This is a genomic window from Microbacterium sp. AG238, assembly GCF_003610405.1.
Classification (GTDB): Bacteria; Actinomycetota; Actinomycetes; order Actinomycetales; family Microbacteriaceae; genus Microbacterium.
Map to the genome: position 1 here is coordinate 1,461,130 of NZ_RAQC01000001.1, position 16,378 is coordinate 1,477,507.

Sequence of the window (16,378 nt, forward strand, 5' to 3'; positions counted from 1 at the left end):
TCGGGCTCCTCGCGGACGGAAAACGCTTCCCGTAGGCTGGCGCGATGACCTCGAGCTTCACCGCTGCGTTCGATTGGGCCCGTCGACATGTGGGAGACGGCCGGCTGCCGTCCGCGGTCGTCGGCATCGCGGACGCGCGCGGCATCCTCGCCCTCGACGCCGTCGCCGCCGACGTCGACGACCGGTACGCGCTCTTCTCGATCACGAAGCCGCTGCTCGGCATCTCCGCCGCGCGCGCCATCGAGCGCGGCCGGCTCACCCTGCAGACGCCGCTGACCCGCGCCCTGCCCGACTTCGGCCAGGATCGGGACGACACCGTTCGCCTCTCGCACCTGGTGAGCCACACGAGCGGCATCAGCGAACCGCCGCTCGACACCCGCGTGCCGCTGCGCACCGAGCTCCTGACCCGCGGCCGCGACTTCTCCGCGGGCACGGCCTCGCGGTACTCCACACTCGCGTTCGAGGGTGTTGCGGCGCTCGTCGAGAGCGTGAACGGCCACACGTGGCACGATGACATCGCCGATTGGGCGTCGGGCATCGGCGCCGACGGCCTGTCCGTCGACCTCGACGGCACGGCACCGATCGCGGATGCCGCCCGAGCGGGCGCCGACATGGCGGCCTTCGCCGCGCAGCGCAACCCCGGAGCCGGCCTCGCCGGACGGGCGCACGACCTGCTCGCCCTCGGAACCGAACTGCTGCGGATCCACGCCGGCGCCCGCGACGGCATCCTCTCGCCCGCGACCCTCGCGATGATGCTGCGACCCCTCACCGGCGACATCCCGCGCTTGGAGCCCTACCCGGCCGAGCGCGGCCAGGACTGGGGGCTCGCCTGGAACCTCCGCACCCGGGCTCCCGGGCTGATCGATCGCGACGCCTACGGCCACGGCGGCTGGGCGGGAACGGAGTTCTGGGTCCACCCGGGCGCGGGCATCGCGTGGGTGCTGCTGACCAACCGCGCGATGCGCCCGGGCGTCGACATCGACGAACTCGACAACGCGATCATCGGAGCACGGTGATCGAGCCCGTGACCGCGCCGCTGACCGTCCGCCACGTCGCCTGGCCCCACCCCGAGCGGCCCGCGCCGCTGCCCGCTCCCCACGAGCGCGCCCGCGGCATCTCCGTCACCGATCGCGCCCTGTACCGCCACGGCGAGGGATGGGTGCCGGTGTCGGGTGAGGTGCACTACAGCAGGCTGCCGAGGCATCGCTGGCCCGAACGGATGCGGCAGCTGCGCGCCGCCGGCGTCTCGGTCGCCTCGACCTACGCCTTCTGGAACCACCACGTCGCCGAGCGCGGGCGGCCCCGCTTCGACGGCCACCTCGACATCGGCGCGTTCATCGACGACGCGGCCGCGGCCGGACTCGACGTCATGCTGCGGATCGGGCCATGGGCGCACGGCGAGTCACGCCACGGCGGATTCCCCGACTGGGTGCAGGAGACGCCGGTCGCCCACCGCAGCGACGACCCCGCGTACCTCGAGCTCGTGCGCGAGTGGTTCGGTCAGCTCGCCACGGCCCTCGACGGCCGCGCCCAGCCGGGTGGCCCGGTCATCGGCATCCAGCTCGAGAACGAGCTCTACGACCGACCCGAGCACCTCGTGACCCTTCAGCGCCTCGCCCGCGAGGCGGGCATGTCGGCACCCCTGTGGACGGCGACGGCCTGGGGCGGGGCGATGCTCCCCGACGGCGACGTGCTGCCCGTCTTCGGCGGTTACGCCGACGGCTTCTGGGTCGATCCCGGCGCACCGTGGGACCCGACGTTCCGGGCGCACTACTTCCCCTCGCACGACTGGGACGACCCGGGCGTGGGCGCGGACGTCCGGGCCAGCCAGGGCTTCGCCGCGGCGAGCGCCACGGCCGATCTGCACGGCTTCCCACCGGCCACGTGCGAGCTGGGCGGAGGCATGGCCACGGCGTATCACCGGCGTCCGGTCCTGGCCGGGCGCGACGTGGCCGCCCTCGCGCACGTGAAGATCGGCAACGGCTCCGCATGGCAGGGGTACTACATGTTCGTCGGCGGCCGGAACCCGGGTCCCGGCCTGCAGGAGACGATCGACACCGGATATCCCAACGACATGCCGGAGTTCGGGTACGACTTCCACGCGCCCATCGGGCAGTCGGGCGACCTCGCCGGATCGGCTCCGCTGCTGCGCGCTCAGCACGCCTTCCTCTCGGCGTTCGGCGACCGCCTGTCCGGCATGTCGTCGTCGCTTCCCGACGTCCGCCCCGCGTCGCTCGACGACGGGACGACCTTGCGGTGGGCGCTCCGTTCTGCGGCCGACGAGGGCATCGTCGTGATCTCGCACCACCAGCCGTTCGACCAGGTCACGGACGCGACCGACGTGCAGCTGCGCGTGGTCCGCGGCGACACCGAGACGGTCTTCCCGTCCCGGCCGGTCACGGTGCCTGCCGGAACTCTCGCGCGATGGCCCGTCGGGCTCGCGGTCGGGCGGGCGCGCATCGCCTGGGCGACGGCGTCCCTCGTCACGGTCCTCACCGGAGCGCCACGCCCCACGCTGGTGCTCATCGAAGACCACGGCATCCCCGTCGAGATCGCGGTCGGCGGGGATGCGCCGCGTGATGTCACGCCCGGGCACCGCCCGATCCGCTTCGATGACGTCGACGTCGTGGTGCTGCCCGCGTCCGATGCCGACCGCCTCTGGGTGCGACCGGGCGCACACCCCGAGCTGTGGCTGACCGACGGTGAGCTCGCCTGGGATGCCGACGGCACCCTCGGGCGCGGCACCGTCGAGGCCCAGCGGTACGACCCGCACGCCCGGGAGTGGTCGACCGCCACGGTCGCGGCCGACGCATCGGCCCCGCCCGCGGCGGGGAGCGAGCGCGCGTCGGTCGAGCTGCTGCGCGAGCCGCACGCGCCACCCGCGGACTACGGCTTCGGCGGACCGCGCCACCGCGCCCCGTCGGCCGAGGCGTTCCGCGAGCGGGCGGCCCGCTACCGGGTTCACCTCCCCGCGGCGTCGCTCGATCCCGAAGCCGATGCCGCGCTCGACCTCGACTGGGCAGGCGACGTCGGACGGGTCGTGGTCGACGGCCGCGTGGTCGACGATCGTTTCTGGGACGGCACGCGCTGGTCGCTGTCGCTGCGGGATGCCGGAGCGACCGCGACCAGCGAGATCATGGTCGATGTGCTGGCGTTGTCTCCCGCCTCGACGATCGCCCTCGCCGCCGGTGCGGTGTCACGGCGAGCCGACGCTGCGGCGACATCCCTCCGAGCCACGGTGCGACTGCGCCCCTGGCAACGGCTCGCCTGAGGGTCCGGCAGCGCCCGGCGAGGTAGGCGAGGTACGCGAGCTCGGAGAATGACGCGAAAACCGGATGCTGCGCGGGCTGAGGCTCCGAGAAGCGTGCGATTCTCCGAAGACGGCGACACCGGGGGGCTGCGTCGCGACGAAGCGGAGGCCGTGCCGATCGGCACGACCTCCGCCGTCAGGTCCTCAGGCGCTCAGGCGTCTCGGGCTCCGACGCGACGGCGACGGAGCACGAGCGCTCCGGCGCCGAGCATAAGCAGCGCGAGCGCGCCGAACACCGTCGCGGCGATGTCGGCATCGCCTCCCGTGCGCGCGAGGTCGCGGGCGTCCCTCGAGGCAGCGGAGCCGTTCGCGCCCGCCGACACACCACCCGAGCCTGAGCTCGAGCCCGGCGTTCCCGCACCGCCGTCGGTACCGCCGTCGGTGCCGCCGTCCGTGCCGCCGCCCGTTCCGGGATCGACGACGGGGGCGGTCGGAACGATCGCCGCCGAGCGAGCGCTGCCGTCGATGAAGCCGGGCGCCTCGGCGATCACCTCGACGGAGATCTCGCGCCCCTCGTCGGCGGCGGCCAGCGCGTAGCTGTCGCCGACGGCGCCGTCGATCGCGACCCCGTCCCGCATCCAGACGTACCCGGATGCCGCGTCCGCCGGATCGGTGGCGGCCACCGCACGCACGGTCGAACCCACGCGGGGCTCTCCCGACACCACCGGCGTCTCGACGCCGACCGCGCGACTCACCGTCACCGAGTACGTGCGCGAGGCACCGTCGGGAGCCGTCACGGTCACCGTCCCGGCACTGCTGACCACGTCATCGGCCGCTGCCGCGGCATCCGCCGCCATCAGCTGCGCGTCGCCGGCCCCCTCCTCGCCGGGCTGGGTCACGACGATCGTGGCGTCCTCGTCGACCGCGACCGCATGGAGCACAGGCCACGCCGACCCCGTCGAGGTGACGGCGTACTCGAGCGTGTCGGGCGAGAAGCCGTCGACGGGCTCGTCACCGACCGTGAGGCGTGCCAGATCCGCGACTCCGGCCGGCGCGGGCGCTGCGGCGAAGATCTCGACCTCCGACACGATCATGTGCGTGTCGGGGCGAGCGTTCATCACGACGCGGACCTCGTCTGCGGCGCCCGCGACCGGGACCTCGACGCGAGGCGCACCCGTCGCGAGCTCGGGCACCGTGACGAGATCACCCTCGATCCAGTCGCCGCCGCTCACACGGTGGTCGACCCGGATGGTCGCGGGCCAGCTCAGGGAGCTGCCGTCACGGTAGAACTGCACGGCGACACGCGTGAGGGTCTCGCGCTGCGCGAGGACGTAGCTCAGTGCGTCCTGCGGGTTCTTCGTGCCAGACCGCCAGTTCGACCAGCCCTTGTCGGTCGAGCTGCCGTTGATCGTGTTGCGCACGTCGTACTGCGCGCTCTCGGTGAACGTCGCGCTCGGGGTGCTCTCCGGGGCGACGTTCCGCGCGGACGCCACCGTGACGATCACCGTCAGGCGAGCATCCAGCTTCTCACCGCTCGGGCCGGTCGCGACGCCGGGAACCGACACCGTTCCGGGCCCCGCGAACGCGTCGTCGGCGATGCCGTCCCACGTCCACTCGACCGGGACCGAGAAGCCAGCTCCCGAGGGGCGCAGCTCAGCCTGCACCGTGGTGTCGGCCATGCTCCTGACGGTGTCGAGGGCACTCCCCGCGGGCACCGTGATGGATGCCGGCCGCGTCGCGGTGTATGCGCCGATCTCGACCGTCGCGGTGGCGTCGAACGAGCCGCCGAACAGCTCGGTTCCCGTGCCGCGAACCTCCACCGAACCGGCGCGCGAGAAGTCGACCCCATCGAGCTGCCAGGTCACCGGCGCCGTGCGAACGATCCCTCCCGTGTACCGCACATCGACGGTCGCGGGCAGAGTCGGGGCGACGCCGACCGCGGTGGCGACCGTGACGGGCTCGGTGCCCACCACGCTCGTGCTCGCGATGCGCCACTGCTGGTTCCCGCCGCCGTTCGAGGTCCACAGGCCCACTGCGGCGCCCGACGTCGTGCTGCCGCCGTTCACGTCGAGGACGCGCTCCGCGGCGACGTTCAGCACCGAGTAGTACGTACCGTCCGTCGTCGAGGCCATCCATTGCAGTGCGGGATCGGCCGCGGCTGCCGCCGGGTCGGCATCCACGAGCGCCATGGCCGTGCCGCGCGAAGCGAGGAACTGCCCCGAACCGTTCTGCAACGTGAAGCGGTGGCGGTTGGTGCCCGCGCCCTCGATCGTGCGGACGGTCCAGGCCTGTCCGCGGGCGGCCTCGGCCGTGGTGGCGAGCGAACGGACCGCGAGAGTCGAGCTGCCGTCGAGGGCGAGCCCGCTCTGCAGGCCCGTGAGCTGCACCGTCTCGCCGTCGCGGAAGGCGGCGGCATCCGATGAAACGCCCGAGACGCCGTCGATCACGAAGGTCACGACCGACTTGGCGGGAACCGTGAGGGTGGCGGTGCGGGATGCCGCATCCACGGCGACCGGCTGCCCCTGCTGGAGTGCGTTGACCGAGGGCTCCGCCGCCGTCGACTGCGTCGTGACGATCGGGGTCACCGTCGCCCCGGGGGCCACCGTGCCGAAGTCGCTCAGGTCGATCTCGACGGTGCGGTCGGCGGCCTCGGCGTTGACGTGCACGATCGTGGCGCCCTCACCGTCAGCGTCGATCGCCGCGGTCGACTGCGCGTCGTCGGTGGCGATCAGCCGGTCGCCGGGGGTGATGTAGTGGGTGAAGTTGCGGACGGTGTTGAACTTCTCGTTCGTCAGCACCTTGCAGGAGGGGTCGGCGTCACCGTCGCGGAGCCGACGCTCGGACTGCCCGTCGGCGTTGCAGTCGAAGTCGATGAAGACGCTGCCCCAGTTGAGCTTCTCGACCTTCTCCATGTTGTAGAGGTCCTCCACCGGCTGCCAGAACACCCAGGCATCCGGCTCGAGCTCGCGCAGGTCGCCGACGATGTGCTGAGCCATGCCGAGGCCGTTCTCGATGTCGTCGGTGACGAAGCCCTTGCTGCGATCGGTCCAGTTGCCCTCGACCTCGCTCATCCACAGCGGCTTGTCGGCGGCCTTCGCGATGTCGCGGACGACCTGGCGCCCACCGGTGCCGTAGGTGTGCACGTTCAACTGGTCGACGAGGTCCTTCGCCTGCGCCGACCACGTGTTCCAGTTGGTCGCGAAGATGCCGGGGTTGGTCTCGTCCATCGCGGAGATCACGGCATCCGTGTTCGTCCCCGGCTGCGCGAGGCGCTCGGCGAGGGCCGTGATCATCGCGTCCTGCGCCTGCGGACCGATGTGCGCACCCTCCTGACGTCCGCCGGTGGGCCAGGTCGCGCCGTCGGGGATCTGGGTGGACCAGTAGTTGGTGTTGGGCTCGTTGAACGGGTCGATCGTGTCGAACGAAATGCCGTGGGCACGCTCGAGCTCATCGACGACGTTCACCAGGTAGCCGGCGAACTTGTCCATGTCGGCAGGGGCGAGCTGCTCGCTCGTCGCGTCGTTGATGCCGCCCGAGACGTAGCCGCTCTGCGTGAGGAAGTACGGCGGAGAGTTGCTGAACGCCTCCCAGTGCGTGACCTTGTCCTTGAGGGCTTCGAGCCACCAGCGCTGCGCCGCGTCCTGCGAGAAGTCGTAGGCGTCCGGGTCGTCGGGATCCCAGGCATCCCGGTAGCGGTCACGGTCCGCGAAGGTCGACGTGATCGCACCTTCGTCGTCGGTCGCCTGCAGGTCGGGGTTCCAGAACCCGGGCACGGCACCGCCCGGTCGCAGGTAGGGCGGGACGTCGGAGGCATTGCCGCCGCCGATGTTGTACCGCGCGATGTTCAGATTCAGCCCGTCGTCGCCGAACACGGCGTCGAAGAGGTCCTGCCGGACGTCCTCGGGATAGTCGCCGGTCGCGTTGGCGAACCAGACGAGGCTCGTCCCCCACCCCTCGAAGGGCTTCTCGGAGGCGGTGGCGGGATTCGGGGTGATGCGCACGGCGGCGGGACCCGCCGCCTGCGCCGGCGGGGGCGTGGCAGCCGCCGCGGCGGTGAGTCCGCCGGCCGCGAGCGCAGCGGCACAGGTCATCGACAACAGTCGAGCTGACTTCATCGTCATTCCTATCCGGTCGCTCCGATGCGACCTCAGGGGTGATGTTGACGTAAACATGTTGACGTCAACAGCGAGCCTAAGCGACTCCTGTGCGCGGGTGCAATGGTGCGTTCCTCACGACGAAACTCGGACGATCACGCAAAAGTCGGAGCGAATGTCGCGAACGGCCCGAGGAACGCGCGATTCTCCGAGCTTGGCGGGCCGGGCAGTCCGGCCCGAGCTAAGCGCGGGTGCCGGAGCTCGCGCGCACGACGAGCTCGGTCGGGACGAGCGTGCGCTCGGCCGGCACCTCTCCCCCGTCGATCTCGGTGAGCAGCGAGCGCACGGCCGCCGCACCGATGCGATCGAAGTGCTGACGCACGGTCGTCAGCGGCGGCCAGAAGTTCGCCGACTCGGGAGCATCGTCGTATCCGACCACGCTGATGCTCGCCGGAACCGGGCGGTCGGCCTCGTGCATCGCCCGGAGCAGCCCGAGCGCCATGCGGTCGTTGGCGGCGAAGACCGCCGTGACCGCGTCGTCCGCCGCGAGGGCGCGGCCGATCTCGTAGCCCGACTCCGCCGTCCAGTCCCCGACGTGCACCTCGGGCACCCGCGCTCCGCGCGCGACGAGCGTGTCATGCCAGGCGGCGCGCCGGCGCTCTGCGGCGAACGACTCGCGCGGCCCCGAGATGTGGTTCACGGTGTCGTGGCCGAGGTCGAGCAGGTGCTCCGTCGCGAGGCGCGCCCCCAGAGCCTGATCGTTGTCGACGACGGGATAGGGGTAGTCGGCGCTCGAGTCGACCACGACGACGGGCAGACCCGTCGGCAGCGCGAGCTCGCGCTCGCCGAGCCGATGGGTCTCGATCAGGATGATGACGCCGTCGACCGCATGCTCGGCCAGGCGCACGAAGGCTCCCGAGACGTCGGACTGCGTCGCCGACTGCACGGTGATGACGGTGAGCGAGTACCCCGCCTCGGCGGCGACGGATGCCACGGCGTCGAGCGTGCGCGTGTTGCCGTAGCTCGCCAGCGAGAACATGATCACGCCGATGCTGCGGAAGCGCCCCGAGCGCAGCGCGCGGGCCGCACTGTTGGGCCGGTATCCCAGCTTCGCCATCGCATCCTGGACGCGGGCGCGGGTCTCGGGGTCGACATTCTCGCGGCCGTTCGCGACGCGCGACACCGTCTGGCCCGACACCCCGGCCATCGCGGCCACGTCTGCCATCGACACCTCGCGACGCCGCGGCCGTGTGTCCGGGCCTGCGGCTGGTCGTGCTTCACCCATGCCCGGATCCTCCTCGATGTTGACGTTGACATGCTAGCGTGCCCGAGTTATGTTTACGTCAACATCCGCGCTCAATCGGCGAGCGCCTGCATCACAGAAGAGGCACGGACGATGACGACCACTACGGCACCCCCTCCGGCCGTGCGCACCGCGCGGAAGCGGCGGCGGATCAGCGTCGAACAACGCGGGTGGCTCTTCGTCGGCCCGTTCGCCGTCGTCTTCGCCCTCGTCTTCCTGGCTCCCCTCGCATACGCGCTCTACCTCAGCTTCTTCCGCGAGCAGATCGTGGGCGGCAATGCCTTCGTCGGCCTCGAGAACTACCTGACGGCGTTCGCCGACCCGAAGCTGTGGGACGGCTTCCTCCGCGTGCTGCTGTTCCTGCTCATCCAGGTGCCGATCATGCTCGTGCTCGCCCTCGGCGCGGCCCTCGCGATCGACAGCGCGCGCCTGCACGCCTCGGGCTTCTACCGCATCATCATCTTCCTGCCCTACGCCGTGCCGGCCGTCGTCGCCGTGCTCATGTGGGGCTACATCTACGGCGACCAGTTCGGTCTGGCCGGGAACATCAACGACCTCCTCGGCGCCCAGGTCCTGCGGCCCTTCCTGCCCGAATGGATGATGGTCTCGATCGGCAACATCGTGACGTGGCAGTTCGTCGGCTACAACATGCTGATCTTCTACTCGTCGCTCAAGACCATCCCCGGCGAGCTGTACGAGGCGGCATCCCTCGACGGCGCCGGCGCGTGGCGCACGATCCTCTCGATCAAGATCCCGGCCCTGCGCGGCTCGATCGTCATCGCCACGATCTTCTCGATCATCGGCAGCTTCCAGCTCTTCAACGAGCCGAACATCCTCAAGCCCCTGGCCCCGAACACCATCACGACGTTCTTCACGCCGAACATGTACGCGTACAACCTCTCGTTCGCCGGCCAGCAGTACAACTACGCCGCAACCGTCGCGATCATCATGGGCGTCATCACGGCGGTCATCGCCTACGTCGTCCAGTTGCGCGGATCCCGTCAGGAGATGCGATGACCGCCCCCGCCCTCGCCCGCAGCACGCCGTTCGCCCGGCGGAAGTCGGTCGTGCTCACCATCGTGATGAGCCTGTTCATCCTCTACACGCTCCTGCCGCTGTTCTGGCTGGTCATCAACGCCACCAAGACCCAGGGCGATCTCTTCACGACCTTCGGGCTGTGGTTCGGCGACAGCTTCAACCTGTGGAACAACATCGTCGAGACGTTCACCTACCGCGACGGCATCTTCCTGCGGTGGCTGGGCAACACGCTGCTGTATGTCGTCGTCGGCGCGGGCGGGGCCACGGTCCTCGCGACGATGGCGGGCTACGGGCTGGCGAAGTACAACTTCCGCGGTCGCAAGGCGGTCTTCGCCGTCGTCATCGGCGCCGTCGCCGTTCCCGGCACCGCCCTCGCGGTCCCCACGTTCCTCATGTTCAGCCAGCTGGGCCTGACGAACACCCCGTGGGCGATCATCATCCCCTCGCTCATCAGCCCGTTCGGCCTGTACCTGATGTGGGTGTTCGCGAGCGACGCGGTGCCCACCGAGCTGCTCGAGGCCGCTCGCATGGACGGAGCGAGCGAGATGCGGACCTTCTTCACCATCTCGACGAAGCTCCTCATGCCCGGCATCGTCACGGTGCTGCTGTTCGCCGTCGTGGCGACGTGGAACAACTACTTCCTCCCGCTCATCATGCTGAGCGATCCCGCCTGGTACCCGCTCACGGTCGGCCTCAACCAGTGGAACGCGCAGGCCACGGGAGCCGCGGCGCAGCCGATCTACAACCTCGTGATCACCGGATCGCTGCTGTCGATCATCCCCATCGTCGTCGCCTTCCTCATGCTGCAGCGCTTCTGGCAGTCCGGCCTCAGCGCCGGCAGCGTCAAGCAGTGAGCACAACCGAGACCCTGTATCCCGCACCACCCCCATCCACAACGACCCGAATCCACAACAACGAAGTGAAGGAACTCCCATGACACCCATGCGCAAGGGATCGGCGCTGCGTCGCGCCGCATCCGTCGTGGCCCTGACCGCAGCCGCCGGCCTCGTGCTGGCCGCCTGCTCGTCCTCCGGCCCGGCCGCAGGCAGCGGCAACCCCGACGACCTCGACGCCGCGCTGAAGGCCGGTGGCGAGATCACGTACTGGTCGTGGACCCCGTCCGCCGAGGCGCAGGCCGAGGCGTTCATGAAGAAGTACCCCGAGGTCAAGGTCAACGTCGTCAACGCGGGCACCAACACCGAGGAGTACACCAAGCTCCAGAACGCCATCAAGGCGGGCTCGGGCGCTCCCGACGTCGTGCAGATCGAGTACTACGCCTTCCCGCAGTTCGCGCTCACCGAGGGCCTGCTCGACCTCGCGCCCTATGGCTTCGGCGACCTCGAGAGCGACTACACCGCCTCGACGTGGAACTCCGTCGACTTCGACGGCAAGATCTACGGCCTGCCGCAGGACTCGGGCCCCATGGCGCTGTTCTACAACAAGACGGTCTTCGACCAGTACGGTCTGACGGTGCCGACGACGTGGGACGAGTACATCGCCACCGCACGTCAGCTCACCGCCGCCGACCCGACGAAGAAGATCACGAACGACACCGGCGACGCCGGCTTCGCCACGAGCATGATCTGGCAGGCGGGCGGCCAGCCCTTCTCCGCAGACGGCACCGACGTGACGATCAACGTCGCCGACGAGGGCTCGAAGAAGTGGGCCGACACCTGGAACACGCTCGTGGAGGACGACCTGATCGCCAGCACCCCGAGCTGGAGCGACGAGTGGTTCAAGGGCCTCGGCGACGGCTCGATCGCGACCCTCGTCATCGGCGCCTGGATGCCCGGCAACCTCGAGTCGTCGGTGGCCGACGCTGCGGGCGACTGGCGCGTCGCGCCCATGCCGACCTACGACGGCACCCCGGTGTCGGCGGAGAACGGCGGCGGCGGCCAGGCGGTCACCAAGCAGAGCGAGAACCCGGCCCTCGCGGCCGCGTTCCTGAAGTGGCTGAACAACGACGAGGAGAGCCTGACGATCTTCGCCGAGAGCGGCGGCTTCCCCTCGACGAACGCACAGCTCGAGTCGGACGAGTTCTTGAACAAGGCGCCCGACTACTTCGGTGGCCAGAAGATCAACGAGGTGCTCGTGCAGGCGGCCAAGGACGTGCGTCCGGGATGGCAGTACCTGCCCTTCCAGGTGTACGCCAACAGCATCTTCAGCGACACCGTCGGACAGTCCTACGCCTCCAAGTCCGACCTGAACGAGGGTCTGGCCACCTGGCAGGACCAGCTCGTGCAGTACGGCAACGACCAGGGCTTCACCGTCAACAAGTGACGCCCGACGAGGGGCGGGTCGCATCGAGCTTCGGTCCGGCCCGCCCCTCGCCATGTCCCCCAGGAGAAGAGCAATGACCTCCCCCACCCGCATCTCGCTCGACACGGCGACCCCCGGCCCCGTCGTGCCCCGACGCCTGTTCGGCACCTTCGTCGAGCACATGGGCCGCTGCGTGTACGACGGCATCTTCGAGCCGGGTCACGCCACCGCCGACGACGCCGGTTTCCGCGCCGACGTGCTCGAGCTCGTGCGCGAGCTGGGCGCGACGGTCGTGCGCTACCCCGGGGGCAACTTCGTCTCGGGCTACCGGTGGGAGGACGGCGTCGGGCCGCGCGACCAGCGCCCTGTGCGCCTGGATGCCGCATGGCACAGCACCGAGACCAATCAGGTCGGTCTGCACGAGTTCGCCGCGTGGGCCGAGCAGGCCGGACTCGAGCTCATGGAGGCCGTGAACCTCGGCACGCGGGGCGTCGCCGAGGCGGCCGACCTGCTCGAGTACGCCAACCACCCCGGCGGCACCGCACTGTCGGAGCGCCGCCGCGAGAACGGGCGCGCCGAGCCCTTCGGCATCCGCCTCTGGTGCCTGGGCAACGAGATGGACGGCCCCTGGCAGATCGGCCACAAGACCGCCGACGAGTACGGCCGCCTCGCCGCCGAGAGCGCCCGCCTCATGCGGTTCATCGACCCCGACATCGAGCTCGTCGCCGCCGGCAGCTCCAACCACGAGATGCCCACGTTCGGCGAGTGGGAGCGCACCGTGCTCCGCCACACCGCGGGACTCGTCGATCACATCTCCGTGCACGCCTACTACGAGGAGACGCCGGGCGACCCCGCGAGCTTCCTCGCCTCCGGCGCCGCCCTCGACGCCTACATCGGCGAGGTCGCCGACATCATCGACGAGGTGCGCGCCGAGCGCGGCATCACGACCCCCATCGGCATCAGCGTCGACGAGTGGAACGTCTGGAACCAGACCCGCTGGAACGAGGTCGACAAGCCCGCCGTGTTCACCGGCGACTGGCCGGTCGCCCCGCGCCTCATCGAGGACGACTACACCGTCACCGATGCCGTCGTCGTCGGGTCCCTGCTCATCACGATGCTCCGGCGCGCCGACCGCGTGTCGATGGCGAACCTCGCCCAGCTCGTCAACGTCATCGCGCCGATCCGCACCGAACCGGGTGGCGTGGCCTGGCGGCAGACCACCTTCTTCCCGTTCCAGCTCACCGCGGCCGCGGCATCCGGTAACGTCGTCGTCCCGAGCATCGAGACCGGCGTCATCGCGACCGCGCGCTACGGCGACGTGGGCGCCGTCGACGCCGTCGCGACTCTCGAGGGCGACGAGCTGACGGTCTTCGTCGTTCACCGCGGGCTCGAGGCCGAGACGCCGGTCACGATCGACCTCGACCGACCAGCCGCGAGCGCCGAGGCACTCGTGCTGACCGTCCCCGCGGGAGGCGACCGGCACACCGTCAACAGCGCATCGTCGCAGCCGGTCGCACCGGCCTCCCTCGCCGTCGACATCCGCGACGGCGCCGTGACCCTGACCCTTCCCCCGCTCTCCTGGGCGCGCGTGAGCGTGCGCCTGAACCCCGGAACGAATCGAGTGACCCCGTGACGACCTTCAGCATCGGCGAGACCGACTTCCTCCTCGACGGGCGCCCCCACCGGGTCATCGCCGGAGCGCTGCACTACTTCCGCATCCACCCGGACCAGTGGGCCGACCGCATCCGCAAGGCGCGACTCATGGGGCTCAACACGATCGAGACCTACGTCGCCTGGAACGCCCACGAACCGGTGCGCGGCGAATGGGATGCCACGGGCTGGAACGACCTCGGACGCTTCCTCGACCTCATCGCGGCCGAGGGCATGCACGCGATCGTCCGCCCCGGCCCGTACATCTGCGCCGAGTGGCACAACGGCGGCCTGCCGGTGTGGCTCACCAGCACCCCCGGTATCGGGCTGCGCCGGTCCGAGCCGCAGTACGTCGAAGCGGTCAGCGCGTATCTGCGACGCGTCTACGAGATCGTGGCACCACGTCAGATCGACCGGGGCGGCAACGTCGTGCTGGTTCAGATCGAGAACGAGTACGGCGCCTACGGCTCGGACCACGACTACCTCCGGACGCTCACCGAGCTGACCCGCGCCTGCGACATCACGGTGCCCCTGACCACCGTCGACCAGCCCGAGCCCCACATGCTCGCGGCGGGCACCCTCCCCGACCTGCACACGACCGGGTCGTTCGGATCGCGCGCGACCGAGCGGCTCGCGACCCTGCGCGAGCACCAGCCGACCGGGCCCCTCATGTGCTCGGAGTTCTGGGACGGCTGGTTCGACTGGTGGGGCGGCGTGCACCACACCACGGATGCCGCAGCCTCGGCATCCGAGCTCGACGCGCTGCTCGCGGCCGGCGCCTCGGTGAACATCTACATGCTCCACGGCGGCACCAACTTCGGCACCACGAACGGCGCCAATGACAAGGGCCGCTACGCCCCCATCGTCACCTCGTACGACTATGACGCGCCCCTCGACGAATCGGGCCACCCGACCGAGAAGTACCACGCGTTCCGCGAGGTCATCGCGCGATACGCTCCCGTCCCCGACGAGGTTCCCCCCGCTCGGCCGGCGGCACCGGTGCGCTCCGTCGCGCTGCGGGCGACGGGCGACTGGCTGCCCGCGGCGAGTGCCGGCGCGGGCGCGGCGGTCGCTCCCCCGACGTTCGAGGAGCTCGGACAGCTCGGGCCCCTCGTCCGCTACGACATCACGCTGCCCGACGAGGCGTTCGGAGATACCGACAGCGCCGTGCTCGCCTTCGCTGAGGTCCGCGACCTCGCCTGGGTCGCGGTCGACCGGGCACCCGTCGGCCGCCTGCAGCGTGCGTTGCACGAGCGCTCGCTGCCGATCCCCCGCGGGTCGCAGCTCACGGTGCTCGTCGAGGACCAGGGGCGCGTGAACTACGACGCGCGTCTGGGCGAGAACAAGGGCCTCGTCGGCCCTGTGACCCTCGGCGGCCACGAGTTGACCGGCTGGTCGGCGCAGCCCGTCGACCTCGCGGCCGTCGCCGCCGGCATCCCCGCTGCTTCTGAGCAGACGACGGCGGGCCGCGCCGGTCTCGCGGGCACGTTCGACCTCGACGAGCCCGCCGACCTCTTCCTCGACACGGATGCCTGGAGCAAGGGGTTCGCGTTCGTGAACGGCTTCTTCCTGGGCCGGTATTGGCGCAACGGACCGCAGCGCACGCTGTACGTTCCCGCGCCCGCGACCCGCGCCGGCGCGAACGAGATCGTCGTCGTCGAGCTCGAGCACGTCGTCGAGCCCGTCGCCGCGTTCATCGCCGCGCCTGATCTCGGCCACCGCGAGGAGTGAGCGTGAAGGAGCCCCGCCGCGATCGGGCAGGATGGATGTCATGAGCTGGATGGTCACCGGTGGTGCTGGATACATCGGCGCGCATGTCGTGCGCGCCCTCGCCGCGGCGGGTCTCGACCCCGTCGTCCTCGACGACCTGTCGAGCGGGCACGCCGGGTTCGTCCCCGAGGGTGTTCCGTTCGTCCGCGGCTCGATCCTCGACCGTCCGCTCGTCGAGGGCGCCCTGCGCGAGCACGGCGTCGAGGGCGTCATCCACGTCGCCGGCTACAAGTATGCCGGCGTCTCGGTGACCCGTCCGCTGCACACCTACGCGCAGAACGTCGAGGGCACGCGAATCGTCCTCGAGGCGATGGAGACCGCGGGCGTCGACAAGATCGTCTTCTCCTCCAGCGCCGCCGTCTACGGCACCCCGGACGTGCCGCTCGTCACCGAGGACCTGCCCAAACGGCCCGCCTCGCCCTACGGCGAGTCGAAGCTCATCGGCGAATGGCTCCTGCGCGACCAGGCGGTCGCGACGGCGGGCTCCGCCGCGCCGCTTCGCCACACGTCGCTGCGCTACTTCAACGTCGTGGGGTCGGGCGACCCGTCCGTCTACGACACGAGCCCGCACAACCTCTTCCCCATCGTCTTCGAGAAGCTGATCGCGGGCGAGACCCCGCAGATCAACGGCGACGACTACGACACCGAAGACGGCACGAACGTGCGCGACTACGTGCACGTCGCCGACATCGCCGCGGCCCACGTCGTCGCCGCCCAGCGCCTCGCGGCGGGCGAGAGCGTCGAGCCGGCCTACAACCTCGGCTCGCAGAACGGCCTGTCGGTGCGCGAGATCATGGATGCGATGGCTCGCGTGACCGGCATCGACTTCACCCCGAGAATCGGCCCCCGCCGCCCCGGCGACCCCGACCGCATCGTCGCCACCGGCGAGCTCGCCGCCCGCGATCTGGAATGGGCCAACCGCTACTTGGTCGACGAGATGGTTCGCACCGGCTGGGAAGCCCGCCGCGCGGCATCCGCCTGACCGCCTCGCCCGCCGCCCCGCGCGCCGCACGC

General features: G+C 70.6%; 10 protein-coding genes. 8 read left to right on the plus strand and 2 right to left on the minus strand.

Features of this window, described 5'->3' with window-relative positions; translation table 11 throughout:
* Positions 1-44: 44 nt before the first annotated feature.
* Together DEU36_RS06890 and DEU36_RS06895 are read left to right on the plus strand one after the other, a co-directional pair.
* Positions 45-1,016: a serine hydrolase gene (locus DEU36_RS06890; RefSeq protein WP_120263501.1), complete on the plus strand. Its 972-nt coding sequence runs from the start codon at positions 45-47 to the stop codon at positions 1,014-1,016.
* Positions 1,013-3,271, plus strand: coding sequence for a beta-galactosidase (locus tag DEU36_RS06895; protein ID WP_183045308.1), 2,259 nt, complete (start codon positions 1,013-1,015; stop codon positions 3,269-3,271). Before DEU36_RS06890 ends, DEU36_RS06895 begins: the two co-directional genes overlap by 4 nt.
* Before the next feature lie 191 nt (positions 3,272-3,462).
* On the opposite strand, the gene DEU36_RS06900 is transcribed toward DEU36_RS06895, so the two are convergent.
* Positions 3,463-7,365 carry a glycoside hydrolase gene (locus DEU36_RS06900; protein ID WP_147374368.1) on the minus strand — a complete coding sequence of 1,301 codons (3,903 nt, stop codon included), beginning with the start codon at positions 7,363-7,365 and terminating at the stop codon, positions 3,463-3,465.
* Between the two features lie 220 nt (positions 7,366-7,585).
* Positions 7,586-8,629 carry a LacI family DNA-binding transcriptional regulator gene (locus DEU36_RS06905; RefSeq protein WP_259455259.1) on the minus strand — a complete coding sequence of 348 codons (1,044 nt, stop codon included), beginning with the start codon at positions 8,627-8,629 and terminating at the stop codon, positions 7,586-7,588.
* 111 nt (positions 8,630-8,740) lie between these two features.
* On the opposite strand from DEU36_RS06905, the gene DEU36_RS06910 reads away from it, so the two are divergent.
* The 6 genes from DEU36_RS06910 to galE all read left to right on the plus strand — a co-directional run bounded on the left by DEU36_RS06910 (position 8,741) and on the right by galE (position 16,346).
* Complete coding sequence (locus DEU36_RS06910; RefSeq protein ID WP_120263505.1) at positions 8,741-9,664, plus strand: carbohydrate ABC transporter permease; 924 nt, start codon at positions 8,741-8,743, stop codon at positions 9,662-9,664.
* Positions 9,661-10,539, plus strand: coding sequence for a carbohydrate ABC transporter permease (locus tag DEU36_RS06915; RefSeq protein WP_120263506.1), 879 nt, complete (start codon positions 9,661-9,663; stop codon positions 10,537-10,539). Before DEU36_RS06910 ends, DEU36_RS06915 begins: the two co-directional genes overlap by 4 nt.
* Positions 10,540-10,627: 88 nt before the next feature.
* Complete coding sequence (locus tag DEU36_RS06920; protein ID WP_120264413.1) at positions 10,628-11,965, plus strand: extracellular solute-binding protein; 1,338 nt, start codon at positions 10,628-10,630, stop codon at positions 11,963-11,965.
* 73 nt (positions 11,966-12,038) lie between these two features.
* Entirely contained in the window at positions 12,039-13,577 is a 1,539-nt protein-coding gene (locus DEU36_RS06925) for an alpha-N-arabinofuranosidase (protein ID WP_120263507.1), read from the plus strand.
* A complete protein-coding gene (locus DEU36_RS06930) occupies positions 13,574-15,325 on the plus strand; it encodes a beta-galactosidase family protein (protein WP_120263508.1) in 1,752 nt (583 codons plus the stop codon). The genes DEU36_RS06925 and DEU36_RS06930 overlap by 4 nt, the downstream gene beginning before the upstream one ends.
* A 40-nt stretch (positions 15,326-15,365) precedes the next feature.
* Positions 15,366-16,346 (plus strand): UDP-glucose 4-epimerase GalE, encoded by a 981-nt coding sequence (galE, locus tag DEU36_RS06935; protein ID WP_120263509.1) that lies wholly within the window; start codon positions 15,366-15,368, stop codon positions 16,344-16,346.
* Positions 16,347-16,378 lie beyond the last annotated feature (32 nt).

Excerpts from the sequence above, each read along its gene's own strand:
- DEU36_RS06910 (WP_120263505.1), top strand. The coding sequence starts at position 8,741 with ATGACGACCACTACGGCACCCCCTCCGGCCGTGCGCACCGCGCGGAAG.
- DEU36_RS06890 (WP_120263501.1), top strand. The coding sequence starts at position 45 with ATGACCTCGAGCTTCACCGCTGCGTTCGATTGGGCCCGTCGACATGTG.
- DEU36_RS06925 (WP_120263507.1), top strand. The coding sequence starts at position 12,039 with ATGACCTCCCCCACCCGCATCTCGCTCGACACGGCGACCCCCGGCCCC.
- DEU36_RS06905 (WP_259455259.1), bottom strand. The coding sequence starts at position 8,629 with ATGGGTGAAGCACGACCAGCCGCAGGCCCGGACACACGGCCGCGGCGT.
- DEU36_RS06915 (WP_120263506.1), top strand. The coding sequence starts at position 9,661 with ATGACCGCCCCCGCCCTCGCCCGCAGCACGCCGTTCGCCCGGCGGAAG.
- galE (WP_120263509.1), top strand. The coding sequence starts at position 15,366 with ATGAGCTGGATGGTCACCGGTGGTGCTGGATACATCGGCGCGCATGTC.
- DEU36_RS06920 (WP_120264413.1), top strand. The coding sequence starts at position 10,628 with ATGCGCAAGGGATCGGCGCTGCGTCGCGCCGCATCCGTCGTGGCCCTG.
- DEU36_RS06900 (WP_147374368.1), bottom strand. The coding sequence starts at position 7,365 with ATGAAGTCAGCTCGACTGTTGTCGATGACCTGTGCCGCTGCGCTCGCG.